Below are 26,194 nucleotides of genomic sequence, written 5' to 3' on the forward strand. Positions count from 1 at the left end.
CGAACACAGAAGTTAAGCTTCTCTACGCCGAGAGTAGTTGGTGGGTAACTGCCTGCGAGGGTAGGAAGCCGCCGCGCAAATGGAAGACCGAGTGATCGGTCTTTTTTTATGCCGTTGAACTGAATTTTCAGCAGAATCCTCGGTTCAAAGTTAGGCTGGTCAGCGGTCGGGCAAGTCGAGTCGATCTCCGTGAGGCTATATGAGACGCCGGCGTGTCGCGGACACATGGGTGACGTGCCGATGGGTCAATGAGAAGCTACCGAAAATTGGTGGCGAGATGATGAAAATGTCGCGCTAGGCCGCGCCAAATGGGCCGCAATCTGCTAAAATCATGGCAATGGTCACAACAAATTCTGGCGCTTAATAGTGAACGGACCATCTAGGAGGAACGCATCATGCCGCAAACGGTGAACACAAGAACATGGCAGTTGACCGCGACTCAGCACAAGCGAGTCGTCTTAGATCTGTGGGCGCCTTGGTGTGGCCCATGCCGGATGATCGCCCCGATGCTTGAGACGCTGGAAGACGAATTGCCAGTCACGGTGCTGCGGCTCAATATCGATGAGGACAAGACGGCCACAGATGCCTTTCATGTGCAGAGCATTCCGACCCTGATCCTGTTCAAGGACGGCAAGGCATTTGAAAAAATCACTGGCGCCTACCCGAAGGCACAACTCGAGGCCCATTTGCGGCAGTCTTTTCAGCTGGAGGAAACGCGCGATGACGACTGAGGACCTGTTACTGGACACCTGCTTGTTGGCGGGACGAATCATGATCGAGGGCGGCTCCGAAATGTACCGGGTCGATGATACCATGTCCCGCATCGCGAAAAACGCAGGGGAACGCTCGGCGATGGTGTTCACCACGCCGACTGGGATCTTCGCAGCTGTGTCAAGCTCGCCGATGGTCCAGCTGTCGCCAGTCCTCAGACGCGGCATCGATATGGAAAAGGTGGCGCGAGTGAATAACCTGTCGCGCCAGTTTGCCGCACATGAGCTGACCCTCCCAGAGTTGCGGGAAGAATTGATCAAAGTCGATCAACACACCCCGTATTTTCCATTCTGGCTCCAGGTGCTGGCAGCGGCGCTGTGCTCGACCACATTGATGGTGATCTTCGCGCAGGCCTATGACTGGTTCGATATGCCACTGGCGGCGCTGGCCGGGGCGGTGGGCTACTGGGTCTATGCCAGCGTGAGCCGCCTGACCAATGTGCGCTTCATCGCAGAGGCAATCGGGGCGCTGTGTGTTGGCCTCGTGTCATGGGCCGGGGTGCGGCTCGGCATCGGGCATAACCTCGACAATGTGATCGTCGGGGCGGTCATGCCGCTGGTGCCTGGCGTGGCGATCACCAACTCGATTCGCGACATGTTGGCCGGCCATTTGATCTCCGGCATCGCGCGTGGGATGGAAGCCATTTTGTCCGCCTGCGCGATCGGTGTCGGCATTGCCGTGATCTTTAGATTCTTATGATGGAGGAAGCGCCATGCCATATTGGGTGCAGCTACTCGTTCAGCTCAGCTTCAGTTACCTATCCACGGTGGCGTTTGCCATCATCATCAATGTGCCGCACCGTGCGCTGAACTTAGCCGGGTGGGCTGGCGCAACCGGCTGGATGGTCTATTGGCTCTTAATGGAGGTCCATGCGGGCCGCATGATGTCCAACCTGCTGGGTGCTTTTGCGATCGGGTTGGCCGGGATGATCTTTGCGCGGGTGAAAAAACTGCCTGTGATTCTTTTCAACATTCCGGGCCTGGTCCCACTGGTGCCTGGCGCAACAGCGTATCAGGCGGTGCGGGCGCTGGTGCTAGGAAAATTCGATGACGCGATGCTGTTGACAGTGCGCGTGGCGATGGTCGCCGGTGCGATCGCGGTTGGTTATATGATGGCGCAGCTGCTGGCCGAACAGACTTACAAGGCACAGGCCAGACGCGCGTCGAAAAATGAGTGACAGTTGGCAAAAATTCGCAGCGGTTGGCGGACCGGCTGGCTCGTGGTATACTGAAGCCATGCGATGAGTCGAGTAACCGGCAATGCCGGTGAAAGCACAGCTGGCTGTTTTACCGCCGGAATGCGGGGGTCAGTGGTCTGAGGTTGTGGAGCCAAGATGGCCTTATCTTGAAAAAGGTACTGTGAGCGAGCGCCGTGTCCTTCGGGATGCGGTGCTTTTTTTCTTACGCGCAGACGCCGCGCACATGTTAATATTTGCTTAATGTCACCGCTTGCACCCAACTTTCTGATATGATACAGATGCGTGTGTAATACAATTGGACTAATACAAGCCGGTTAGGGGAGACGAGCATGGCTGACAAGCGACGAGGGGAAAAACACGATCATCAGCGCCATCTGATTGGCAAGCTGATTTTCACGGCTGTGCTGGCAGCCGCTTTTTTGGCGGCCGGCTATGCGGCGCGTTTGTGGACCCAGACAAAAACGGCGGTGGCCAAGACTTATGAAGTGGCCAAGACCAAGGAAGGCAAAACGGTCACCTATCATTCGGATATTGATGGCACGAAGCCGCTGAGTATTTTATTGCTGGGCACGGACACCGGCGCGTTCGGGCGGACGGAAACAAACGGGCGTACGGATGCGATGATCTTGGTGACGATCGATCCGAAAGCTCAGCACACCACGATGACCTCGCTGCCGCGGGACATGCTCAGCGTGATGGCCGACTCGGGCGACATGACCGGCCAGTTCGCCAAGCTCAACGCGGCTTACGCGTATGGCGGCGCCAGTGCGTCCATTCAGACGGTCCATGATTATCTGAATGTCCCAATCAACAAATACGTGGTCGTCAACATGTCCGGCCTCGCGAAGATCGTGGATGCTGTGGGCGGTATCGACATCGACGTCAAGTTCGGCTGGACAGACAAAGACGTGGGCAATCAGACCTTCGTCAAGGGCAAGCAGCACGTCAACGGCAAACGTGCCTTGGCCTATGCTCGGATGCGCCACGAGGATCCGGAAGGCGACAATGGCCGCGCCAAGCGCCAGCAGGAAGTCATCGAGGCGATCGTCAAAAAAGCCCTGTCCGCCAGCTCCCTCAGCAATTATGAAAATGTGATGGCCTCCTTGTCCGCCACAATGCGCACCGATTTATCGTTCGACGATCTGCTCGCGATCGCAGCCAAATACCGGGCGGCCGCCAGCAACATCACCAAGGATGCAATCAAGGCCACCGGGGCTTGGGTCACGGATGGCTCGGGCATGCAATCCGCCTACCAGGTCGCGACGAATGCGGAATTGCAGCGGGTGTCGGATGCAATTCGCAAGGAGTTGGGCCTGGCGAGCACGCCGCTCACCGGCAAAGTGATCGAGGAAAATAAGCTCAACGCGGCCAACGGGATGCCACTGGGGGACGGGGGTAATCCGATCTATACGTTGTACAACGTGCAGTAGTCGAGCGTGACAAAAACGGGAACCGAATTCGCACACACAGCTGGTGTGCGGATCTGGTTCCCGTTTTTGATTGGGCGAGTTGGGCGGACTGGCTCGTTAGCCGGGGCCGGCGAGCGGGTCGGTTGGCGAGCGCGCTGCCCCGCCAGGTCAGGCGCGGCGCCGCGGCCTGGCGCCGCGTCTCGTCTGCGTGTAGGGTCATTGCTGCCGGTCGCGGCCCGGGTTGCTGAGAATATTCTGTTTGATCATGTCGACGATCTGCTGGTTTTGCGGCAGTGCGCTGTGCTGGGCATCGGTGCCCGAAACGGTGAGCTGCGTGAAGCTGTGCACCGCCCCGAAAAAGATATTGCGGCCGGCTTCCACACTGGCCAGTGGCACGATGCCATCACCGCTCGCATTTTCAATGCCGGCCACCGAGATCACATCCAGCGACTTGGGCAACTTGGTGCGCGCCTTCATCATGTCCGTGTACATCTGGGTGGGATTGGCCAGGCTGCTTTCCTCGAGATTGAAGGGCGAGCCAAGCGTCATCAGTTTATTCATAGTCACGGTATCGTCATCTACATATTTTTCCAAAAATAAAGTGAGGACGAGGCCGCCGTTGCTGTGGCCGATCGCGGAAAACCGGTTGAAGTGGTAGCGGCCGGTCAGGTAGGTGAAGGCTGTCTTGAACCACTTCGCCTGGCGCTTGATGTTCGTGTAGCCATCGCTGTTGTTGGCAAAGGCGACGACGATATAGGGCTCGTTGTCCCCCGCGGCGACCTTGCCGGAAAGGGAGAGTTTGCCATTTTCGGCCACCGTTACCTTGAGCAGGCTGTGGCCGCGCGCCTGCTGGTTCAGCAGGGTGACCAGCGTGTTGAAGCGCTCCTGATTGGCGGAGCTGCCCGGCACCAGAATCACCGGATGCATGCGGGAATTATGCACCACTCGCGCCGACGAGACGTTTGTTTTCATCCACTGGACACTGCTGACGGTGAGTGCCCCGGCCACGAATAGGCCAAGCACCAGCAGCAGCCATACGCGTAAGTGTTTTCTCATGAGGCGGCACCTTCCTTCAAAGCGATGCGCACGAACGGCAGGAAGATCAGCGTCGCCACCGCCAGCATCACCACGGCAAAAATACCAGCGCGCCAATCGCCGTTCGTGCCCAGCAGCGCGATCAGCGGACCGGGCGTTGTCGGCGGGACCTCAAACACATTTGCGGCGAAAAGATGCAGCACCAGCGCACCAGCGGCTAGCAGCTGGACCACCAGTGGCGCGATGATTGCCGGAATCAGCAGGACCGGATCCAACAGCGCGGGTAGCGTCAGCAGCGCCGGCAGCGGCAGGTTGACCAGGCTGGGCAAAAAGGCGGCGGATGGCACCTTGCGCCGGGCGATCACCACCGCGCAAAGAAGTGCCAGGGTCATGCCGGCGCCGCCCATGTTGGCAAACGGCGCATATGTCGTCATCAGCGTCAGGAGGTGCGGCAGGTTCAACCCATGCGCGTGGCTCAGCGCGTAGTCCAGGTTCTCCGTGCTCCAGCCGCTACTGGAAAAACGGTTCAGCGTTGGCAACACACTCGGCAGGCCGCACCAGACCAGGAGGGTGTTCAACATAGGCAGCAAGAACAAAAAGACATGCGGGCCGGGCAGGTTGGCGACCGATGTGATCACACCGGAAGAGACGACCGCTAGCTGCCAATAATGGCGAGTCGCGCCGATCGTAATGGCAAGCACGGTGGCCCCCAACGCAAGGCAGGTGCGTGGCCGCACGCCGCGGGCCCAGTTGCGATCAAACAACCAGGCCACAAGCCCTGCAATCACCAATGAAACGAGCAGGCGGTCGCTGCCAAAATCGGAAAAGGTCGGCGGCCGCATGGTGGACAGATCCATGGAACCCAGGACCACCACGGCGATCGCGGTCACCGGGGCAAAAATGTCGCGCCGCCGCTGGACCTCATAGGTGAAAAGCCCCACGATGGCCAGCGTAAGCAGTCCCCAGACCACCGGGGTCGCGGCCGCAAACGCATGGCCGATCGGGGCCCAGCCCGGCATGCGATGCGGCAGATCATAGACTGCCGCAAAAAAGCCGTTATGGGAAAAGACGCTGGCTGTGATGGCACTGAGCACCCCGGCAAACAACAAAAAGGCGCGAAGACGGCGCAGCGTCACAACCAGCGCGGCTGGCCAAGAAAGCTGGCGCCACCACTGATGCAGGCGCGTGAGTGTGCGTTCGAGTCGCTGACCAATTTTCCCCAAGATGGACCACCTCCGTTCGTGCGTCGACTGGGCGCACTGAGTACTGTTATTATTGCGCGGCTGACCATTAATATCAATGCAGGCGCGGCGTGGCAATGGTAATATTAGGGCAGAGACGAACAAAGGAGTGCAAAAAATGACAAAGCCATTAGCAAAATACATCGACCACACCCTGCTCAAGCCGGAAGCCACGCAGGATCAGATCGACCGGGTCTTGGATGAAGCCAAGCAGTATGATTTCGCATCCGTGTGCATCAATCCGTACTGGGTCCCGCGCGCGGCGGCGGCTCTGGCTGGGACCGACGTGACGGTGTGCACCGTGATCGGCTTTCCGCTGGGGGCCAACACGACGACGATCAAGGTCGCCGAAGCCAAAGAGGCCATCGCAAATGGAGCCGGCGAGGTGGACATGGTCTTGAACATCGGCGAGCTCAAAGCCGGCCATGACGCGGCGGTGCAGGCGGATATCGCGGCTGTCGCGGATGCGGCCCATGCCGGTCACGCGCTGCTGAAAGTGATCATCGAAGCCGCCCTGCTCACGGACGACGAGAAAGTCACCGCCTGCAAGCTGGCAGAAGCGGCCAACGCCGATTTCGTCAAGACTTCGACCGGTTTTGCAAACGGCGGCGCGACGGTCCATGATGTGGCGCTGATGAAGCAGACGGTCGGCGATCGCCTGCAAGTCAAGGCGGCAGGTGGCATTCACACCTATGCCGACGCCAAGGCGCTGATCGAAGCCGGGGCGGATCGCTTGGGCGCAAGTGCCGGCGTGGCCATCATGAAGGAAGCAGGCGAAGCGTAATGGCAAAATTCAAACGCGTCATCGCGATCGTGACGGACTCCATCGGAATCGGTGAAGCGCCCGATGCGGCAAAATACAATGATGTTGGGGCCGACACGTTGGGCCACATCGGCGACTTTTTCAAGGGCGACTGGGCCTTGCCGAACTGGCAGCAGCTCGGACTTGGCAATATTCGCCGCGATGCCCCGATTCAAGGCGTTGAACCGATTGCTGACCCGCTCGGTTATTTTGGCAAAATGTATGAGATCTCGGCTGGCAAGGACAGCATGGATGGCCACTGGGAAATGATGGGCCTGCCGGTGACGGAACCGCTTGGCTTTTTCCCCAATGGCTTCCCGGCTGAGTTGATTCAAAAGATCGAGGCGTTCTCTGGGCGCAAGGTGATCGTGAACCTGCCGTATTCGGGCACCGAGGTCATCGCTAAATATGGGGAGCAGCAGCTCAAGACCGGCGACCTGATCGTCTACACATCGGGGGATTCGGTGCTGCAGATCGCGGCGAACACCGCCGTGATTCCGCTGGCGGAGTTGTATAAGATCTGCGAATATGCGCGCAGCATCACCACCGATCAGCCGTATCGCATCGGGCGGGTGATCGCGCGGCCGTATGTCGGCGACAGCGCAGACACGTTTACCCGCACGTCGGATCGCCATGACTATGCGCTGATGCCAAACGCGCCGACGGATCTCGACCGCCTGCAAGCGGCCGGCGTGCCAACGTATGGCGTGGGCAAGATCAACGACATCTTTTCTGGCCAGGGCCTGGATGATGGCGTGCACACCATTTCAAATGATGATGGTATGACACAGACCATCAAGGCGGTCACGGATGGCCGGACTGGCTTTATTTTCACCAACCTCGTGGACTTCGATGCGATGTATGGCCACCGCCGCAACGCGCAAGGGGATGGCGACGCGCTGATGGCGTTTGACGCGCGGCTTGGCGAATTGCTGGCTGAGATGGAAGACGACGACCTGCTGATGATCACGTCCGACCACGGCAACGATCCGACCTTCCGTGGCACGGACCACACGCGGGAATTTGTGCCGTTGGTTGTCTATTCGCCAGGCCTGCCGGGTAACGGTGACTTGGGCGTCCGCCCGCCTTTTGCTGACATGGGGGCCACCATCTTGGACAACTTCGGGGTGGCCAATGACGGCAGCGGCCAGTCATTTTTGAGCGAGTTAAATTAGCTTTATATAGGAAGAAATAAACTGTAAAGTGAGTTGACCAACTGCGGCATCCCATGCGGCAGTAAGGCTGAAAGGAGCTCGTGATGAGTACACATATCGAAGCCAAACAGGGCGAGATCGCGGATGTCGTCTTGCTGCCAGGCGATCCACTCCGCGCCAAATACATTGCGGAGACCTATCTGGATGATCCGGTGCGCTATAACACGGTGCGCAACGCGTTTGGCTATACCGGCACCTATCAGGGCCGACGTATTTCCGTCCAGGCGACGGGGATGGGGATTCCGTCCATTAGTATTTATATCACGGAGTTAATGGTCGATTATGGCGTGAAAACACTGATTCGCGTGGGTACGGCAGGTGGTCTCGGCCCCGATGTGCATGTGCGCGATGTCGTGCTGGCCCAGGGCGCGACCACCGATTCCTCGATCATCCTCAATACCTTTGGCGCGGGCTTGTATTTTGCCCCACTGGCCGATTTTGGCCTGCTTCACCGGGCGTACCAATGCGCCCAGCAAAAACAGATCCGCGTGCAGGTGGGTAATGTGCTCGGGGAGGATCGGTTCTACAACGACGAAATGGATCGGCAAAAGTTGATCGATTACGGCGTATTAGCCACCGAGATGGAAACGCCGGCACTTTATTTACTCGCTGCAAAATATCACCGGCGGGCGCTGGCAATCTTGACCGTGTCAAATCACCTGATCACAGGTGAGGAGACCACGGCAGAGGAGCGCCAGACGAGTTTTGATGACATGATCGTGCTTTCGTTAACCGTTGCACAAGGTCTGTAACACAATTGAAAAATTTCACCGGTCAGCGGGAGAAAATGCCCGCATGACCGGTTTTTTTTGTAACAAATGCGGCGCTTTCATCATGAACGAACAGGCATTCGGGTGCAAAGAATATTTGAACGTGTTAATGTGGTCACAGTTGCTTAAGAATCTTTAAAAATAAATGCGTTTATCTGACGCGATAAGTAGTTTGAATGGAGGATCGTTGCATGGTTAAGACAAAACAAGTCGTCGCTTTAACAGCAGGGCTCGTCGGTGCGGCTGGGGCCGCAGTGCTCTCTGCAAACACGAATACTGTCAGTGCCGCAACCGGGACTGTGACCTATAAAGACGGCGCGACTACCGTTTGGGGGACCCCTGCGTTCAACCAGGTCAAGCGTTACGTGACCTATAACGAAACGATCAACGTGATCGGCCAAAAGACAGTTAACGGGGCAACCTGGTATCAGATCGGCGCCGGCGAATGGATTCCGGATACTTATCTGCAGGTCGGTGGCACCACCAAAAAGGCGACCACCACAACCACAACGGCCGCTGCACCTAGCAGCAGCAGCAGTGCCTCCAGCCAGACCCTTTCCGTGACCTACACCACTGGTGCGGTGACGGTCTGGGCCGGCACCAGCTACACGCATCCGACTGGCCAGTACCTGACCGCCGGCAACAAGTACACCGCAGTTGCCAAAACGACTGCCGGTGGTGAGACCTGGTATCGCCTGAGCAATGGCGGTTATGTCCCGGCACGCTTTGTTGCAGCTGGGGCTGGCGCCACGGCTTCCACACCTGCCAAGACCACCACGACCACGAGTACCGCTTCGAAGACCACGACGCCGGCTCAGTCCACCGCGACCAGCACGACCAAGCTGACCATCAGCTATACCGGTGGAGCAGTGACGGTTTGGGCAAGCGCCGGCTACAGCACGCCAAATGGCTCATATTTGACAAATGGCTCGACTGTGACCGCGACGGGCAAAGTGACCGCTTCTGGTGAGACTTGGTACAAGTTGAGCAATGGCGGCTATGTCCCAGCGCGCTTTGTATCCACGGGCGCTGCGACCAGCACGTCAGCGACCTCGACGCCTGCCAAGACGACCGCCACGACGAACACCGCTTCTAAGACGACCACCACGCCTGCCAAGCCAGCGACCTCTGCGCCTGCAACGACCACGAACACGACCAACGTTTCTTCCAGTGCCAGCCGCACCGCGAAGATCAATGCCGTGATCGCGCTGGCCAAACAGCAGATCGGCAAGCCTTACCAATGGGGCGGCAAGGGCCCAACGAGCTTTGATTGCTCCGGCCTCATGCATTATGTTTTCCTGAATGCGATCGGCACCGAGATCGGTGGCTGGAGCGTCCCTCAGGAATCCGCCGGGGAGGTCATCTCCGTCAGCAACCTTCAAAAAGGTGACCTGGTCTTCTGGGGTGCCCGTGGTGCTTCCTATCACGTTGCGCTGTACCTTGGCGGCGGCCAGTATCTCAACGCCCCACAGCCTGGCGAAAACGTCCAGATCGACTCGTTCTCCGCGTACTTCGAACCTTCTTTTGGGGTTCACGTGGACCTTTAATTCAAAACTGTACTGGCGCTCGCTGCGGCGGGCGTTTTTTGTTTGTCCAGACGTGGTTGCGGCGCTGGAAAAATGGACAAAAAAAGGCCGATCCAGTTGCGTTGCAGACCGCAACTGGATCGGTCAATTTAGTTACTGTTCCCGATACAACGTCACCAGGCGGGCGTCACGCCGCTTGGGTCGATCTTTGGTGCGGGTCAGGGCGTCTGTTCAGCGGCCCTCGTTTGTCAGATTGGTCCTGGCCGTTTGACCGCACTTAATACGGCCTTGATGAAGGGATTTTTTTAGATCTCCCAAATCGTTGCTTTCCAACTCGTTAGGGGGACGTGATCGGCGTCCCAGCCCGCAGTGGTGCCGGGCTTTTCCGGAAGTACTTGTTCATTTGCCTGGTGTACCCAGGGTGACTAGGCAGGGTGGCCCTCCCAGTGACGGTCGCCGTCTCGACACGAGACCAACTAATCGTGCCGCGGTGTGTTCGCGAAAATCACCGCGCCGTTGGACTCGCTCTCGACATGGGGTGACTGCAACGAACTGCGACATTTGCCGGTCGCCTTGCAGACACCCAATCTTAAGATAGTGCCAGTATAATCTCGAAAGCGTTTTCTGGCAAGAGATCCGATTGCGGGCGACGCTTCGGTAAAAACGTTGATACAGCGCGGATGCGAGACTGTTTTAGACTAAAAAAAAGCCGAAGTACCGACTTCGACAAAATCTTTTACATAACATTTACGTGGCAAAAAAAGGGAGCCAAGACAAGATTGAGTCTTCACAAATAAAACGCCCTGAGACAGCAAGGGCGGGAGCCACAGTCGATGACATTTCATCCGAAACGCAAAAACTCAATAATCATGGCGACAGATGCCCAGTTAGGCCAGCCACCGGCCCATGATGGTCAAAAAGTGGCTCAGTTGCCACTTGCGCACGGCACCTAACCCGGGGAAGTGGCGCGCGGCTAGGGCTTCTGAAATGGCGGTCGTGCCCGGCGTGACCGCTTCCGGATGCGTTGTCAGCCATTCCTGCATGTTCGCGGCGGCCTCGAAGAATTTTTCCCCTGGAGCATCGAAGCCATCGTTGCTGTGCGAGACGAAATGATGCATCCACAGTGTGCCGTTTTTCCCCGGGTATAAGAGATGCAGCGCGATCGCCCGCTGCGGGTAGCCGTGCGGGTCGTAGGTCGCGCGGGACAGCGGGTAGTCCGCAAAGCCGATGCCGGGCAGGGCGGCGCGCTGGTATTGGTAAAATTCATCCGGCATGGACGCATAATCTTCGGTCCGCTGGCGGCCGGGAGTGTGATCTTCCAGATAGATCGCGCGGGGATGGGCCAGCGCCCGCACCCTTGCGGCATTCGGGACCACGGCGCGTTGGGTCGGGGCCAGCAGCGCGGCCTGGGTCTTGGTCTGCGCCAACACGAGCGGCGCGTCAAGGGGGTCAAACCAGCGAGCCGGTTGGACCCACTCGTTCCAGATCAGCGGGTAGCGCGGCTCTGCCAACAGGCCATAGTCCCCGACGCTGGCATTGGCGATGACAAAAAGCGGGTGCTCGGCGGCGGTCGCGGCGCGCAACACCTTGGCCAGGGCACTGCTGTCCTTGACCGGTTCGATGATCGGCACGATCCGCGGCGAGAGTTGGCCTTGTTGCAACAGGCCGCTCAGCGCAAGCAAGTCCCATTGGCGCCCGCGAATCAGGGGACAATACTGCAGTGGCGCGGTCATGACAGCGCCTCGGGGGTGGCGGGGCCGGCGCCGGTACCTGCTGTGCCTGCTGATCTCTCGTCCGCCCCGCGCTGCACTTGGTCCGCACCGGCCTGTCTCCCGCTTGCCAGTTTGGCCGCCGCAACTTCACTGGCCAGGGCGTCGACTTCTTCCTGCAGGGCGTCGATGGTGGTGTTTTGCAGCTCGGCGGCGAAGCGGTCGTACAGGTTGGCCTCTGGGTCATAGACATCGTAGTCACGGGTGCGCCGGCGCAGCTCCTTGGCCAGTTCGTCGACGGCAAAGCCAGAGAGGCCGCGCGCCTTTTGCTTGGCCTTGCGCACTTCACGGTCCAGGCTGGCGATGAAGCGGGTGGTCAGGGCCGCCTCGTCAACTGCCAGCGTCTGAAACCGGGCCGGCCGGACGATGGTCAGTTGGCCGGGCGCAAGCGGCACGTCGGCGGTCGCGGCAAGCTTGGCTGCATCAAAGGCGCGATAAGTCATGACGCCGATGCCCGCCGGAATCTCGGCAGCCAGTTTTGTGTACAATTTGGCCGGCAAAACGAAGTAATTATAATTGCCGATGAAACTGAGCTTCGCGTGGCTGTGAAAATCGCTAGCGGTGACTTTCAGCTCGAAGCATCGCCACACGCGCTGGCCGTTTTCATCTTGCATCACTAGGGTGTCGACGATGCCGAGGTCATCGGGCATGGTCACCTCGTCGACGGCGGTCCCACCGAGGTCTTCCCAGTAGGCGTAGAGCGTTTTTTCAAGGTCGAGTGTCAGTGCGGTTTTCGTCATCTGCCGTCGCCTCCCAATAGGTCTTCCGTGGCCTGCCAAAAGAGTGTGAGTTGGGTCGCCAGCTCGTCCGTGGACCGTGACACTGTGGCATGGTCCCAATGCGGTGGAAATAATTCCGCGTATCTATTTTCCGCGAAGCGGGCGTCCAAAAGGAGAATCACCCCGCGGTCATGCTTGCCGCGGATCACGCGCCCGCCGGCTTGCAGGACGTTGTTGAAGCCGGGCAGTTGGTAGGCGTAGGCGAACCCGTTGCCGTTCTTGCGGTCAAAATAATCGCGCAGGCGGTCGGTTTCGGAGTTGAGCCCGGGCAGGCCGACGGAGATGATGGCCGCGCCGATCAGCTGCTCGCCTTTGAGGTCGATGCCTTCTGAGAAGATCCCGCCGAGAATGGCAAAGCCGACGACCGGGTCGATGTTGTCCCGGAACTCGTCGAGAAACGCGCTGCGGTCTTCGGCGCTCATTTGCGCGGTCTGGCGGACGGTCTTCAAGTGCGGCGCGGCGGTCTCAAAGGCAGTCGCGACTTGATCGAGGTAGCCGTACGACGGCAAAAAAACGAGGTAGTGGCCGGCATGCGCGGTCACCATCACCAGCAGGCTCTCGATCACCTGAGGGAGGCTGGCCTGGCGCTGACGGTAGGTGGTGCGAATATTCGTCGCGACGATCACTGCCTGGCGCGCCGGCGGAAACGGCGACGGGAGGCGATAGGCGAGCGACGCGTCGACGCCCCCCAAGACGTCGCGGTAATAATCCAGTGGCGAAAGGGTCGCGGAAAATAGTACGGCACCGCGCCCAAGATTCAGCGAGCCATCGATGAAGGCGGAGGGATCCAGGCACAGCTGTTTGATGGTCACACTTTGGCTGGTCAGACTGACTTTGGTCTCAAAGGCGTCGTTGTAGAATTCGTTGATGCGCAGGTAGCCGAGCACGATGAAATAGGCCGGCAGAAGGAGGTCCACCAAGGCCTGTTGATGGGTGTCCATGTCGGTGCTGAGATAATCGTGAATCGCGCTACCGAGGCGGGTGAGCTGGCCGGCGAAACTGTCCAGGCTTTCGGGCTGAAACACTTCATCCTGGCCCTCCGGCACGCCGGCACGCACAACGTCAAAGGCGGTCAAGAGCTTGGTCAATTCGCCTTTGATAGCGGGGATGGCCTTACCTTTGAACGGGGCGATGGCGACTTTCAGCGCAGTGAAGTCGGTGTCGGTGATCTCGGCTGAATACATGTCGCGCGCTCGGGAAACGAGGTTGTGTGCCTCGTCGATCAGAAAGAAGTTGCCTTTGTCCGGGCCGCTGAAGAACCGCTGGAGAAAAACAGCGGGATCAAAGAGGTAATTGTAGTCACAAATGATGACATCGCAAAATAAGCTGGCGTCCAGGGAGAATTCGAAGGGCTCCAGCCTGTGTTTTTTCGCGTAGCGCTCGATGACCGGGCGGGTGAGTTGGTCCTCGTTGTCTAGCAGATCCTTCAACGCGGGCTTCAGCCGGTCGTAATAGCCAATCATGTACGGATTTTTCGTGGCGTCATCTGGCTCGTCGGGAAATCTGATCGTGTCTTTGGCGGTCAGGGTGATGCTTTTGGCGCGCAGCCCGCCGTTTGCCAGCAGGTTCATCGCGGTCTCGGCGACGTGGCGCGTGCTTTGCTTGGCGGTCAGGTAGAAGGCGCGATTGACGAGGCCTTCGCCCATGGCCTTGATAGTGGGAAAAAGGGTGGAGATCGTCTTGCCCGTACCGGTTGGGGCCTCCACAAACAGCCGCTGCTCGGTCATGATGGTCTTGTAAACGGCCACGGCGAGCTCGCGCTGGCCTTTGCGGTAGGCGGGGAAGGGAAAATCCAAGGTGGCAATGCTGGCATTGCGGCGAGCAACGATATCACTGCGCATTTTCAGCCAGTCGGCAAATTCGTCGATGAGGTCGTCAAAAACGGTGGCAAGTTCTTCTGCGCTGCGTTTTTCGGTGAAACGGGTCACCTTGTCGTTGCTGGTCTGATAGTAGACGAGGTCGATCTCAATGCTGTCCAGGTCGCGGTCTTCGCACAAAAAATGCGCGTACACGCGGGCCTGTGCCCAGTATCGGTCCTGCGTGTTTTTGGTGACTTGTTCCCAGGCGCGCGCGGAGGTCTTGATCTCTTCGATCACGACTTTATCGCCAGTCGTCTGCACGCCGTCTGCGCGGCCGTCGATGATGTAGTCGACGTCATTGACGGTCACGTGATGGGCGAGGTAGACTTCTTTTTCGTAGTCGTCGTCATAGGCGGACTGGAGGCGGCGGTGGATCTGGGCGCCGATCAGCGCGGTGTTGCTGGAGTTGGTAGTCACGGGGTCGAGGTCGCCGGTGCGCACGGTCAGCTCAACCAACTCGCGCACGCCGATTCGTTCACTTGTCATTGCCTCGCCCCCTTCTGTCTTTGATTAGTATAAAACACCTGTTCGCGCGTTGAAAGGGGACAGCCAGTCGTAAACGCCCGGGTGGGCTCCGGCCAGAAATTGGCTGGAACGCTCCCAAGTGACTTTATGCCCGCAGAGTGCGCGGTCATAAAGCTCACTTTCGGCGTAAGCGGCAGAGCCGCTAACGCCGACGAGGGGGCTGAGCCATTTCTGGCCGGTGCCCACCCTTATAGTCAGGTTCTATTTTACGAACGCGCATGTTTTTATGTTGGCAGACAGAAAAGGCGGGCGTAGTGGGGCGGTGCTATTTGCAAATCACAGTCGGCATGGTACGGAAGTTGGCACGCTATATCGCTCAATGTCGTCGCTGTCGACTTTTATAGGAAGAAATGACGACCCGACGCTTACGCCTCGATTATCCCCGCCATTCCGCGCGCCGCCCATTTTCCCCGCGCGCAAAACTTGCCCCCGTCGGTTAAGTTGGGCTATGATTGGCCATAGACTACAAGAAGAAGGTTGAGTATGGATATCAACGTCAAAGCTTTCCAAGACGCGATCGCAGAAGATAATTTTGAAAAGACGACGCACACGGTCACTCAGACGGCGCTGTTGGCTGACCCAGCGGCTGCGCTTGCGCCGCTTTTTGCCGATCTGGATCAGGCGCTGGCGGCGGGCAATTTGTTGCAGGCGTCCTTGGTCGCGGATGGTGAGGATGAGATCGGGGTGCGGCTTGAGACCGGTGTGATCAATCTACCGTTTGCCGACAGCAAGAAGGTCGCAAATTTCGTGGCGGCGGACAGTTTGGTGCCGCTCAAGGTGTATCTGATCATCACGTCGCCGTTTGTGAACGTGTCGCATTTGCGCATCGACGAGGTCACGACGGTCGACAACTATTTGGCTGGGAAAAATAGCCAGCAGGCGGCTGTCATTGCCGACGTCCAGGAAAAACTGGATGTGATCGAGACGAACCGCAAAACGCCAAAGCCAGCCGCCCCGGCCCCTGCCGCGCGGATCACGAGCCGGAGCACGACCACCCGCGGGAAGACGCCGCGCAAGCCGAGCGCCCGCACGACCAACACCGTCAAGGCCGGCTCGCGGAAAAAGACGACGGCCAAAACGGCGACCAAGGCAAAGGTTGCGCCAAAAACCACGGCAAAGTCGACCAGCAAAGCGCCAGCAAAGACGACCAGCAAGACCACGACTAAGGCAGCCGCAAAGAAGTCCCCGGCTACCAAGACCACCGCTGCGACAAAAAAGACCACATCTACCAAGCGGACCACCAAGACCACCTCAACTAAGGCGGCCACCAAGAAATAAACCTAAGTATCGGGGCAACCCGATCCGCTTCATCCAGGCGCACGCCTTTTTTCATTGAGGCGTGCGTTTTGCGTCTTTGTGAATCAAAAAGTCGACCCCACCACAGGGCCGACTGAAATTAATTGGAGGTCAGGCAGTCGATCACTGTTCCGACTGACTGTAATTGCGATGGATATCCGCTTCCGCATCCCAATCCTCGAAATGAGAACTGTTGGATGTCCATTTGTAAATGCGTGGATGTTTTTTCCGGTACCACATCTCGACCGACTCCTCAATGACCGCCATCAAGATCACGATGGGGCCGAAACGGATGAAGTTGATGATGACGCCGGCGAATGCGAAGACAGCGAAATAGTAATACCAGCAAAGGATATAGGCGATCCAGCGAATGATCAGATCCCGCCGCCGTCGCCGAATCCATTTGAGGTCGTCATAGGTCGGGAGAATCGTCCGCCGCGCCCGGGCAATCTCAGTCGTTTCTTCAATGGTTCTGCGTTCGATCATGGGATCAACTCCCCTCATGAAAGCATAGCGTTAATTTGAAGCGTTGCTTGAAACCGATAATCAGGAGCATGTGGTAAGGCGTCCAGTAGCGTCAGCTTCTGAAGTCGCCAATCGGTCAGCACCACCATCTCTTGTCCTTAATGAAAATGCTATCATAATTCTGCATAGTTGGACTCATTTAACGGCATCGAGTTTCAGATATGCAACTAGGAGGATAACATGAAAGAACAATCTTCTGGGGCGTTGTTTCGGGCGATTCGGCTCAGTCGGGGTTGGACGATCGACCAAGTGCGGGGCGATATCAGTCGTAGCACGGTCTCCCGGTTTGAAAATGATCAGGTAGCGCTGCTGATAGAGCGGTTTAATATGCTGTTGCAACAGAGTGGCATCTCATTCAGTGAGGTGATGTCAAACCGCGAGCAAGAAAACTATACGGAAAATTTCACCTCGTTTGATGCACCATTTCTCTGGCAACAGCTACAACTCGCGATGCGATCTGAATCCGTTGGGCCGCTCAAACCGGTGTTGGCCCAATTGGAACGGTTGAATGGACCGATGGCAGTGATTATGCTGAGTGCAGTCAAGATGGTCCGTGATTCTTTTGACCCAGCAAATGCCACAAGCAGTGAAAAAGATGGTCAGCCTGTGCAGACTTTTCTGACACATCCAGGAACCTGGTACGATTTGGAATATCGGCTATTTGCACTCTTGATCTATATTTATCCCAGGAACGCGGCAGGGCCGCTGCTTAAACGGGCACTTAGCGAGTATGCGAAATACTCGAATAGCCAATATGCCGGTAGTTTCATGCTCGGCCTGCATAATGCCACGCTAAAAGCCATCGTGGATCACGACGAAACGACCAGTCAGATGCTGTTGGCCGGACTGCGCGGATTTGATTCCGATTGGAACGGATTTTTCCTCCGCTACCGCATCACGGTGTTGGAATTCGTGCTGGATTACTCACTGACTAAGGAAATGAAAAATGTGGTCGCGCTGGATCAGATTCTGGCAACCTTGAAGTTATTGAAGGCGGACGCCATTTTGGCTGGAGAGGTCCAGTGGATCAAAGAATTGGACATTCCCATTCACGACCCGGCGTAGGCGAAATTGTTGCGCGCCTGAGCCGATTCCAAGAATGCTCCCGCAATCGCCGCTAGTCAGTTGCCCCGCCCGCCTCGGTTCCGGCGAGTTCGGCGATTGCCATCAGTGTTTCAGCGAGTTTGCCGATTGCCTCGGTGGAGACGCATTCAAATGGGCCGTGGAAATTGATGCCGCCGTTGAAGAGATTCGGTGTGGGGATACCCTGGAACGTGATCTTCGAGCCATCAGTGCCGCCGCGGAACGGGACGTATTTTGGCGTGAGCCCGACATGGCGAATGGCCGCCTCAGCTAGAGTCAGCGGCGTGCGGTCGCGGTCGATGATGGTGGCCATGTTGTAATACTGGTCGGCCATCGTGAAGGTGACGCGCGGCTCGGCGAACGGGGCGTTGAGGCCGGCCACCGCTTGGGCGAAGCTCGCTTTGCGCGCGGAAAAGTTGGCGGTGTCGAAGTCGCGAATGATGTAGGTGGCGATCGCCTCCTGAATCGTGCCGGTCAAACTGAGCTGCAGGTAAAACCCCTGCTTGCCGTCCGTCTCTTCCGGGCGCTCGAATTGGGGCAGGGCGGCGTCCAATTTTTCCGCTAGGGTGATCGCGTTGACCATCAAATTTTTCGCTTCTCCCGGATGAACACTGGTGCCGCGGAAAGTCACAACGGCTTGGGCTGCGTTGAACGTTTCGTATTCAATCTGGCCGAGGTCGCCGTTATCCAGGGTGTAGGCAAAATCGGTCGCAAACGTCGCGGCATCGAAGCGGTCCGCTCCGACGCCGATCTCCTCGTCGGGGCCAAACGCGAGCTTGATGGTCCCGTGCAGGATCGACGGGTCGGCCAGGAGCGCACGAACCGCGGCGATGGCCCCCGCGATACCGGCCTTATCATCGGCGCCAAGCAGGGTGGTGCCATCGGTCGTGATCAGTGTTTGGCCAAGGTATTGGGCGAGCGCCGGAAAATCTGTGGTGTTGAGGCTCAGGCCATTGGCAAAATTGATCGGCGCGCCATCATAATTTTCATGAAGCTGCGGGCGGGTATTAGTCGCGTTATAATCCGCGGTATCCAAATGGGCGATGAAGCCGATGCTGGGGCGGCCGTCCGTATTTGCCGGCAGGGTCGCGGTGACGAAGCTGTTGGCTGGATTCAGCTGCACGTCGCTGAGACCCATTGCCTCGAGCTGACCCACCAACAGCTTGGCCAGCTCAGTCTGGCCCGGGGTCGTGGGGATACGTGTCGGATGCGCCTCGTCCGAGCGGGTATTGATCTGAACATAGCGCAGAAAATCGGCCTGCAAAGCCGCCAAATCGATAGTTGTCATATGCGATTCCTCCGTGTGCCTCTATCGTCATGCAGCCCGGGCGGATTTGCAAGAAATTGCGCGCAAAAAACGCACGGATCAGCAGCGGCGCTTGCCGTTGAGAATCCGTGCGTTTTGCGTTGGCGATTGCCTTCAGATTTCAGTGGCTGGCCGCCTTGGCCGTTGCGTCCAGCGCTTCTGTGAGCGCGGCGCCCAAGGCCTGGGTGCCTGCTTCGATCTCGGTGAGGGTGCTGCTGGTGAAGTTCAACCTGGCCGCATTTTTCACCTGATGCGAGGCGTATAAAATTCGACTCGGCACGAAGGCGACATGCGCATCCGGCAAGCTGTGGTCGGCCATGAAGGCTTCCGCATCAAAGCCTTCCGGAAACGTCAGCCACAGGAAAAAGCCACCGGTGGGCCGGTCAAAATGCACGCAAGCTGGCAATGCACGCGCCAACCCCTCGGCCATCGCGGTCATTTTTTCCCGGTACAGGTCGCAGATCTGCGTGAGGTGCTGGTCAAAATCGTTCGTGGTCAAATAGCGGGCGACCGCATTCATGTTCAGGTGCGGGGATTCGACATCACTGGCCCCTTTGAGCGCGGTGAGGGCAGCCATCAGCGCCGGCGCCGCATGAAGCCACCCGAGGCGCAGACCCGGCGCAAGAATTTTCGAAAAACTACCCAGGAAGAGGACCCGGCCTTCAGTGTCGAAATGCTTGATCGGCGGAATCGGGGAGCCGCTGTAGCGGAGCCAGCGGTATGGGCTGTCCTCGATGATCGCGACGTCGTATTGGTTGGCCAAGGCGACCAAGGCGCGGCGCTTGGCCTCGCTCATCACAACGCCGGTGGGATTTTGAAAATCGGGCACGGTGTAGATCAACTTGACGGAATGCTGCATCAACACTTTTTGCAGCGCGCGCAGATCCATGCCATCGCCGGTCATCGGCACTTCGTAATACGTTGGCTGATACGCGTCGAAGGCGGACAGGCCACCCACATAGGTCGGCCCTTCGACGACCACGCCGTCGCCGGGTTCAAGAAACAGCCGGGCGGCCAGGTCGATGCCTTGCTGCGCGCCTTGCGTGATGAGAATGTCGTCAGGTGCGGCGGGCATGCCGTCTGCGGTCATTTGGGCGGCGAGCCACTTGCGCAGATCCGGGGCACCGCTTGAGCCGCCGTATTGCAAGCTGGCGTCCCCGCGAGCGGTCAGTTCGTCGCGCATCGCCCGGTCGATCGCCGCTTGCGGAAACGTGGCGGGATCCGGATAGCCGCCTGCAAACGAGATCGTGTTTTCCTTGGCCCCGGCAAACAGGGCACCCAGTCCTGAATCCATCACTTTGTTGACGCGCGTTGCAAATTGCATGCGATAGCCTCCTTCATCCTGGCGCCTTACGACGTTGTTCGTTGATTTAATCTTAATTCCCTCGCATAATGAAGTAAAATTCAACTTCTTCAAATATAGATGAACGGATTTCACGAAAGGAACGACTATGTCCAATTTTAGTTACGAGGTCTTTGCGGCGGTGGTGGAACAGGGTACCTTCATGCAGGCGGCGCTGGCGCTGAACGTCACGCCCAGCGCGGTGTCTCATTCGGTGTCCCAGCTGGAAGGCGACCTCGGGTTTCCACTTTTCATTCGCAATCGCACCGGCATTCAGCTCACCGAAGACGGACGCGCGATTCTGCCGACGATTCAGGCGATTCTCAACCTGGAGGATCAGCTGATTCAGGTGGCTGACAACATCAACGGACTCAACACCGGCCGCATCCGCATCGGCGCATTTTCCTCGGTGTCTACGAATTGGCTGCCGCCGATCATCCGGCGTTTCAAAAAACGGTACCCAAAAGTGGACGTGGATGTGGTCCAGGGCGGCTTTAACGAAATCGTCGAGCAGGTCCGTGTCGGGAGTATTGACATCGGTTTTTCCCTGGCGCCAGTGTCAGATCAATTGATCGTGCGGCCGCTGCTTCAGGACCCGATCTATTGCATCACGCCGCGCGATTTTCAGCCGAAAAACGGGACGTTCATGACCGACGCGGACATGAGCAAGCAGCGCTTCATCCTCCAGCAAAGCGATTACGACCGCGACACCAAGGCGGCGCTCGATCGCTACAAGGTCTCCAGTAACTCCCTGCGCTACTCGATCGATGACCAATCGATTCTCTCAATGGTCGAAGCCGGCCTCGGCTGGGGCATCCTCCCGAAGCTCGCCTTGCAAAAATTGATGGGTGACGTCAACGTCTTCCCATTCTCGGAGCCATTCGACCGCACCCTGGTCATGGTCATGAACCCAACCACTCAAAAATCCCCCTCTGTGGCCAAAATGCAGACGGTGATTCTGGATTACCTGGAAGGCGAATACGGGGAGTTATTGTTGCAGAGGGAAAAATGAGGGCAGGCGCGGGCCTGCTGTGAGCGGGACGATAGACGGAAATCGTTAGTGGGCTCAGATGGACCGGATTGGCATCGTCTTCAGTGAAAGGTGGATCACTGTAATTGAAAAACCTTTCTCATGGTTGAGCGATACGGTTTTTGAGAAAGAGGCTTCTGATTGGTATCGATCAGCTGACGTTTTGAAGCAACACCCGCAATCTTGCACAAACTAAACACACAAGGACACTCGCTCCACCACGTTTCTTCTATTAAACAACCGCCTCAAACATGCTATACTGGATTCCAATCACGCGACGGAGGACAAGCCATGCAGCGCAAATTGATCGCCTTAGATCTCGACGGGACCACCTTAAATGCCAAGGGCGCACTGACCCCACGTACGATCGCGGTGCTAGAAGCGGCCAGCGCCGCCGGGCATCAAGTGGTCATCACAACGGGCCGGCCGGATTCGATCTCCGAGCCATTTTACGATCAACTGCACCTAACCGCGCCAATGATCAATTTCAACGGCGCGCTGATTCACGTGCCGCATCAGCATTGGGCCGGCGAACATGCTGTGACCCTGCCGATCGCGACCGCGCTTGGCCTGCAGGAGTTCAAGGCCGACTATGACATCAAGGTGATGGTCGCGGAAGGCAAGCAATTGTTGGTGGCGGATCATGGCTACACCGATATTCCGTTTTTGCCGGACATGCCGACGCCGACGCGCCTATTTGATGCCGCCGGGCTGACCCAGAACCCAATCTCGGTGACCATGTTCATCGACGAGGCGACCTTAGACCCACTTTCCGCTGCGATCGCCGGGCGTTTTCCAGACTTGGCCGCGAAGACCTGGGGTGCCTGGAGCGGTGAAAATACGGCGCTGGAAGTGACCGCACCGAACACCTCAAAATCCCGGGCGCTGGCGTATGTCGCGGACGCTTGTGGCATCGCGCGCACCGATATTTGGGCCTTCGGGGATGACCTGAACGACTTGGACATGATCGAGTTTGCCGGCGTTGGGGTCGCGATGGCCAATGCCCGGCCGCAGATCTTAGCTGCGGCGGACGATGTGACCGGTGATGACAACGACCATGATGGCGTGGCGGCGTATCTCGCAAAGGCCCTGCATCTGGCCGCCTAATTGGGCGCCGAAAATCGCTGGCGAAACTCACTGACGAGGACTGCTGCGGAAACCCACCGCCGGACTCAACTACGGAAACCCACCGCCGAGCCCAATGGCGGAAAACAACTATCTCAATGACACAAGTAAACTGATAAAAGGACTGGCGACCTACTTTTGACCACTGAGCTTTGGATCGTGCGGCATGGACAAACGAAATTTAACGTCGAAGACCGCGTGCAGGGAATGGCGAACTCCGACTTGACGGATAAGGGCATCGCGGACGCCCGCGCGCTTGGCCGGGGCCTGGCGCAGGATGGCATCACCTTCGACCGCGCGTATGCCAGCGACCTCACGCGGGCCGCAGATACGGCACGACTGGCGTTGGATGCCGCTGGGCAAGAAAGGCTTGCAATCACCGAAACAGTCGGCCTGCGTGAAGAAAATTACGGCAAGTATGAGGGCCAGTTGACCAACGATTTTTCCCAAGAATTGTTCGGTCTGCCGAATTTCACCGCGGCCTTGCTTGCGCACCAGTTGACGTTGGCGCAGATCGCTGACGCCACCCGTGCGACGAATGAGGACCAGGTGCCAAACCGCGCCGAAGACAACGCGATGGTGCAGAATCGGCTGGACCAAACGCTGCGCACGATCGGCCAAGAGGCGCTTGGCGAAGGCGACCGGCGCGTGCTGGCGGTCAGTCACGGGACCGCGATCTTGATGTGGCTGAACTTTATCGGCTTTGACACCGGCGGCCAGGAAATGTTGCACAATGCCAGTGTGACGCGCGTGGTCTTTGATGGGACGCGGTTCACTGTGGTCGACTTTGATGATTTGAAGTGGACGAAGTGACGAAACGGCAAGCTGCGAGCCAATCTGTTGCGCGCGGCTTGTCGTTTTGCTATTCTGGAAAAAATTGGGCGGAGGGGGTCGCAACATGGCGGACAAAAAGTTGAGCCGGCGGGATCTATTTTTTATCGGGGCAATGCTGTTCGGGCTGTTCTTTGGCGCGGGCAATCTGATCTTTCCGGTGTTTGTTGGCCAAGAGGCAGGCACCGCCTATTGGCCCGCGCTGATCGGGTTTTTGCTGTCGGGCGTCGGCCTGCCGCTTTTGGGTGTCGCCGCGATCGGGCTGACCAAAACGGATGGCGTGTTTGAGCTGGCCGAGCGGGTCAACCGCCCGTTTGGCTACGGCTTCACCATTTTGCTTTATCTGTGTATCGGCCCGCTGTTTGCCTTGCCGCGGCTGGCGTCGATCTCGTTTGAGGTCGGCCTGGCGCCGTTTGTAGCGACCCGTATCAGCCGGCCGGCCCTGTTCGTCTATTCACTCCTATTTTTCGCCGTGGCGTGGTGGTTTGCGCGGCGCCCGAGCAAGATCATGGTCACAGTGGGCAAAGTCCTGACGCCGGCGTTTCTGGTCAGCCTCGGGGTGCTGCTCGTGATGGTGCTGGTGCGGCCGCTTGGAGGCGGCGCCGCGGCTCACGGGGTGTACGCTAGCCAGCCACTGGCGACGGGCTTCACCGCGGGCTATTCCACGATGGATGCGCTGGCCGCCTTGGCGTTTGGCATCATCGTGGTCAAGGCGATCCGCCAGCTCGGCGTGACGGCGCCAACCCAGGTCGCAACGGACACAATTCGCGCCGGGGCGATCGCGATCGTCATGATGGGCGTGCTGTATGCGTTGTTGGCGCTGCTTGGCCGCAATGCGCTGGGCGTGTTCGGCCGCGCCGCAAATGGCGGCCCGATCCTGGCCAATGTGGCGCATGCGTATTTTGGGGATTTGGGCAATGTCTTGCTGATGGTGATCGTGGTGCTCGCCTGTTTGAAAACAGCAATCGGCCTGATCACCGCGTTCGGGGACACATTCAAGGAGCTATTCCCCGCACTCCCGTATCAGGGCCTCATCGCATTTGCGGCGCTGGTGCCGCTGTTTTTCGCGAACATCGGCCTCGACCGCTTGCTCGCGGTGTCCACGCCAGTTCTGTATTTTATTTACCCGCTGGCAATTGTGCTGATTCTGCTGGGCCTGCTCAGTCCATTTTTAGGCCAGTCGCGCTGGCTACTCAATACCGCGATGCTGTTCACCGTGTTGCCTGCGCTTCTCGATGGGCTCAATGCGTTGCCGGCTGACGCCAAAATAGGGTGGATCGCGCAGTTATTGACGATTGGTGATCATCTACCCGGGTTTGCCGTGGGCCTCGGCTGGATCGTGCCCGCCGTGATCGGCGTGGCGCTGGGCTGGGTCTTGGCCAAGACAGTGGGTCGGGGAAAATAAGTTGCGCCGATGCGACAAAAAAGGCATCCTGCTTTGCGATTGTGCGAGCAGGGTGCCTTTTGACGTGTTTGTGGGTGGACTGGGGCAGTTACTCGACTGCCGTTTCCTCCTCGGCTGGCGGATCGATGCGGCCGCCGCCGAGATTTTTTACGATGGATTTGAAATTGATGACAATTTTGAAGTTGAGCTCCGCCACGTTTTGCTTGTCGCTCGCATCAAAATCGGTGATGTTGAGCAGGGCAGAATTCTCATACATTTTCTGCACGGTCCCGGTGAACGGCCGGTCCATGTCCTCTTTGACTTTGCACTTTAGGCTGTCGCCCAGATGAACTTCTTCTCTTTTCATGTGCGTTCAAATCCTTTCGCTGATCAATTTTCTTCAATTGATAGACGACATACTAATGCATACCAAGTAAGAAAGCAAGAGCCTTCAGTCGGAATTGCGCGATATTTTTATTTTTATCGTGCAAGCGCATCCACGTCAAAAACATGATAGCGCTGTCACCTATATTTGTAACGAAAAAATGGTGACAAAGTGATGATAGTCTGCGAATCAAATTTTGAGTGAGCCGTTCTCAGTTTTTCTGGTCACGTTTGGGGAGTGCTCGGCTTCACACCTCTCCATAGTCGGGCTCCGCGCGGCAGGTCTGAGACATCTAGTCAGCCTAGTCGCTCGATGGCTAAGGACGCCATCAACCGCCTAGGCCGCACTAGTTGCTCAGACCTAAACGCCGCGCTCCGCACCCTTTTTCCTCCGAGACTTGCGAATCCCGCCGCACTTGGCTATCGTATAGAGGTAGTACACTCAGGAAAGGATGGCTGAACTATGGCAAAATCAGTCACGATCAATGAACTGACACCGGATGCGCAAAACGCGGCGGTTGAAAGCTTTGCAAAATTCTACTTAGATAAATTCTCTAATGAGGGACTTGATGTGATCGCCCAGATCGATGGCACCGGCCACATCGCCGACATCAACCAGTGGCTGATCGACAATCCGGCGCTGTCCTCTGAGGCGCGCATCGCGGGGCTCCTTGTTGCCCGCCATGACAATTTCGTTGAACTGCTTTCCGTCCTCAAGACGACCTTCAACGAATCCGGCATCCCAGACGTTTCCTGGAGCGACTGGTTCAAAGAACAAGAAACAAAGATTCCACAGGGCCGCTGAGCCCGAGGCGACTGGCTGCGTTAGCTGGTCGCCTTTTTATTTTGCGCGTGCTTTGAATTCGCTTCGTGATGGTAACACCTGCTGGCGGAAATCGTCAAAGATTAGGATCGGGTCAGCCAAAACAGGCCGAACCTCAACGCTTTACACGCTTCAACAATTAGGCGAAAATAAGTTGTACGCAAAGG

23 protein-coding genes and 1 pseudogene are annotated in these 26,194 nt (G+C 57.7%); 15 read left to right on the forward strand and 9 right to left on the reverse strand.

From position 1 onward, the window contains the following. The first annotated feature begins 395 nt into the window (after nt 1-395). The 4 genes from trxA to EKM95_RS05185 all read left to right on the forward strand — a co-directional run bounded on the left by trxA (nt 396) and on the right by EKM95_RS05185 (nt 3,399). Entirely contained in the window at nt 396-731 is a 336-nt protein-coding gene (trxA, locus tag EKM95_RS05170) for a thioredoxin (protein WP_125696784.1), read from the forward strand. Next, complete coding sequence (locus EKM95_RS05175; protein ID WP_125696785.1) at nt 721-1,470, forward strand: threonine/serine exporter family protein; 750 nt, start codon at nt 721-723, stop codon at nt 1,468-1,470. Before trxA ends, EKM95_RS05175 begins: the two co-directional genes overlap by 11 nt. 13 nt (nt 1,471-1,483) lie before the next feature. Next, nucleotides 1,484-1,948 (forward strand): threonine/serine exporter family protein, encoded by a 465-nt coding sequence (locus tag EKM95_RS05180; protein ID WP_125696786.1) that lies wholly within the window; start codon nt 1,484-1,486, stop codon nt 1,946-1,948. A gap of 350 nt (nt 1,949-2,298) precedes the next feature. Then, nucleotides 2,299-3,399 carry an LCP family protein gene (locus EKM95_RS05185; protein ID WP_125696787.1) on the forward strand — a complete coding sequence of 367 codons (1,101 nt, stop codon included), beginning with the start codon at nt 2,299-2,301 and terminating at the stop codon, nt 3,397-3,399. Nucleotides 3,400-3,594: 195 nt separating this feature from the next. Here the strand turns inward: EKM95_RS05185 and EKM95_RS05190 are convergent, their stop codons facing one another. Together EKM95_RS05190 and EKM95_RS05195 are read right to left on the reverse strand one after the other, a co-directional pair. Next, nucleotides 3,595-4,434, reverse strand: coding sequence for an alpha/beta hydrolase (locus EKM95_RS05190; RefSeq protein ID WP_125696788.1), 840 nt, complete (start codon nt 4,432-4,434; stop codon nt 3,595-3,597). Next, nucleotides 4,431-5,636: a PTS sugar transporter subunit IIC gene (locus EKM95_RS05195; RefSeq protein WP_125696789.1), complete on the reverse strand. Its 1,206-nt coding sequence runs from the start codon at nt 5,634-5,636 to the stop codon at nt 4,431-4,433. Before EKM95_RS05195 ends, EKM95_RS05190 begins: the two co-directional genes overlap by 4 nt. A 136-nt stretch (nt 5,637-5,772) precedes the next feature. On the opposite strand from EKM95_RS05195, the gene deoC reads away from it, so the two are divergent. From deoC to EKM95_RS05215, 4 genes are all read left to right on the forward strand, one after another. After that, nucleotides 5,773-6,438 (forward strand): deoxyribose-phosphate aldolase, encoded by a 666-nt coding sequence (deoC, locus tag EKM95_RS05200; protein ID WP_125696790.1) that lies wholly within the window; start codon nt 5,773-5,775, stop codon nt 6,436-6,438. After that, nucleotides 6,438-7,631 carry a phosphopentomutase gene (locus EKM95_RS05205; RefSeq protein WP_125696791.1) on the forward strand — a complete coding sequence of 398 codons (1,194 nt, stop codon included), beginning with the start codon at nt 6,438-6,440 and terminating at the stop codon, nt 7,629-7,631. Before deoC ends, EKM95_RS05205 begins: the two co-directional genes overlap by 1 nt. Before the next feature lie 83 nt (nt 7,632-7,714). Then, nucleotides 7,715-8,422 (forward strand): purine-nucleoside phosphorylase, encoded by a 708-nt coding sequence (gene deoD / locus EKM95_RS05210; protein ID WP_125696792.1) that lies wholly within the window; start codon nt 7,715-7,717, stop codon nt 8,420-8,422. Between the two features lie 209 nt (nt 8,423-8,631). After that, nucleotides 8,632-9,987, forward strand: a complete 1,356-nt coding sequence (locus EKM95_RS05215) for a C40 family peptidase (RefSeq protein ID WP_125696793.1) — start codon at nt 8,632-8,634, stop codon at nt 9,985-9,987. Nucleotides 9,988-10,853: 866 nt separating this feature from the next. Here EKM95_RS05215 and EKM95_RS05220 read toward each other — a convergent pair. The 3 genes and pseudogenes from EKM95_RS05220 to EKM95_RS05230 all read right to left on the reverse strand — a co-directional run bounded on the left by EKM95_RS05220 (nt 10,854) and on the right by EKM95_RS05230 (nt 14,859). Then, the gene (locus EKM95_RS05220) at nt 10,854-11,687 is read right to left on the reverse strand and encodes a sce7725 family protein (protein WP_125696834.1); all 834 of its coding nucleotides are present in this window, start codon (nt 11,685-11,687) and stop codon (nt 10,854-10,856) included. A 107-nt stretch (nt 11,688-11,794) separates the two neighbouring features. Then, nucleotides 11,795-12,475, reverse strand: a pseudogene (locus EKM95_RS05225) (hypothetical protein); the annotation flags it as partial. Further along, on the reverse strand, nt 12,472-14,859 hold the full coding sequence (locus tag EKM95_RS05230; protein WP_125696794.1) for an ATP-dependent DNA helicase: 2,388 nt from the start codon (nt 14,857-14,859) through the stop codon (nt 12,472-12,474). The pseudogene EKM95_RS05225 and the gene EKM95_RS05230, both read right to left, overlap by 4 nt. A gap of 522 nt (nt 14,860-15,381) precedes the next feature. On the opposite strand from EKM95_RS05230, the gene EKM95_RS05235 reads away from it, so the two are divergent. Next, nucleotides 15,382-16,176 (forward strand): hypothetical protein, encoded by a 795-nt coding sequence (locus EKM95_RS05235; protein WP_125696795.1) that lies wholly within the window; start codon nt 15,382-15,384, stop codon nt 16,174-16,176. Nucleotides 16,177-16,317: 141 nt separating this feature from the next. Here EKM95_RS05235 and EKM95_RS05240 read toward each other — a convergent pair whose 3' ends face one another. Next, complete coding sequence (locus EKM95_RS05240) at nt 16,318-16,680, reverse strand: hypothetical protein (protein ID WP_125696796.1); 363 nt, start codon at nt 16,678-16,680, stop codon at nt 16,318-16,320. Nucleotides 16,681-16,899: 219 nt separating this feature from the next. Between EKM95_RS05240 and EKM95_RS05245 the strand changes: the two genes are divergently transcribed. Continuing rightward, entirely contained in the window at nt 16,900-17,784 is an 885-nt protein-coding gene (locus tag EKM95_RS05245; protein ID WP_125696797.1) for a helix-turn-helix domain-containing protein, read from the forward strand. 52 nt (nt 17,785-17,836) lie between these two features. On the opposite strand, the gene pepT is transcribed toward EKM95_RS05245, so the two are convergent. Together pepT and EKM95_RS05255 are read right to left on the reverse strand one after the other, a co-directional pair. Further along, nucleotides 17,837-19,090: a peptidase T gene (gene pepT / locus EKM95_RS05250; RefSeq protein ID WP_125696798.1), complete on the reverse strand. Its 1,254-nt coding sequence runs from the start codon at nt 19,088-19,090 to the stop codon at nt 17,837-17,839. 139 nt (nt 19,091-19,229) lie between these two features. Beyond that, on the reverse strand, nt 19,230-20,432 hold the full coding sequence (locus EKM95_RS05255; RefSeq protein WP_125696799.1) for an aminotransferase-like domain-containing protein: 1,203 nt from the start codon (nt 20,430-20,432) through the stop codon (nt 19,230-19,232). A gap of 127 nt (nt 20,433-20,559) precedes the next feature. Here EKM95_RS05255 and EKM95_RS05260 point away from each other — a divergent pair, with 127 nt between their 5' ends. The 4 genes from EKM95_RS05260 (at nt 20,560) to brnQ (ending at nt 24,841) form a co-directional block, all read left to right on the forward strand. Beyond that, on the forward strand, nt 20,560-21,462 hold the full coding sequence (locus tag EKM95_RS05260) for a LysR family transcriptional regulator (protein ID WP_125696800.1): 903 nt from the start codon (nt 20,560-20,562) through the stop codon (nt 21,460-21,462). Between the two features lie 309 nt (nt 21,463-21,771). Further along, nucleotides 21,772-22,587 carry a Cof-type HAD-IIB family hydrolase gene (locus EKM95_RS05265; RefSeq protein WP_125696801.1) on the forward strand — a complete coding sequence of 272 codons (816 nt, stop codon included), beginning with the start codon at nt 21,772-21,774 and terminating at the stop codon, nt 22,585-22,587. A 156-nt stretch (nt 22,588-22,743) separates the two neighbouring features. Further along, the gene (locus tag EKM95_RS05270; protein WP_125696802.1) at nt 22,744-23,418 is read left to right on the forward strand and encodes a histidine phosphatase family protein; all 675 of its coding nucleotides are present in this window, start codon (nt 22,744-22,746) and stop codon (nt 23,416-23,418) included. Nucleotides 23,419-23,503: 85 nt separating this feature from the next. Then, nucleotides 23,504-24,841 (forward strand): branched-chain amino acid transport system II carrier protein, encoded by a 1,338-nt coding sequence (gene brnQ / locus EKM95_RS05275; RefSeq protein ID WP_125696803.1) that lies wholly within the window; start codon nt 23,504-23,506, stop codon nt 24,839-24,841. A gap of 88 nt (nt 24,842-24,929) precedes the next feature. On the opposite strand, the gene EKM95_RS05280 is transcribed toward brnQ, so the two are convergent. Beyond that, nucleotides 24,930-25,187 (reverse strand): DUF2187 domain-containing protein, encoded by a 258-nt coding sequence (locus tag EKM95_RS05280; protein WP_125696804.1) that lies wholly within the window; start codon nt 25,185-25,187, stop codon nt 24,930-24,932. 480 nt (nt 25,188-25,667) lie between these two features. Between EKM95_RS05280 and EKM95_RS05285 the strand changes: the two genes are divergently transcribed. Continuing rightward, on the forward strand, nt 25,668-26,009 hold the full coding sequence (locus EKM95_RS05285) for a hypothetical protein (RefSeq protein ID WP_125696805.1): 342 nt from the start codon (nt 25,668-25,670) through the stop codon (nt 26,007-26,009). Nucleotides 26,010-26,194: the final 185 nt, after the last annotated feature.

It is taken from the genome of Lacticaseibacillus yichunensis, assembly GCF_003946405.1.
In the GTDB taxonomy this organism is placed as follows: Bacteria; Bacillota; Bacilli; order Lactobacillales; family Lactobacillaceae; genus Lacticaseibacillus; species Lacticaseibacillus yichunensis.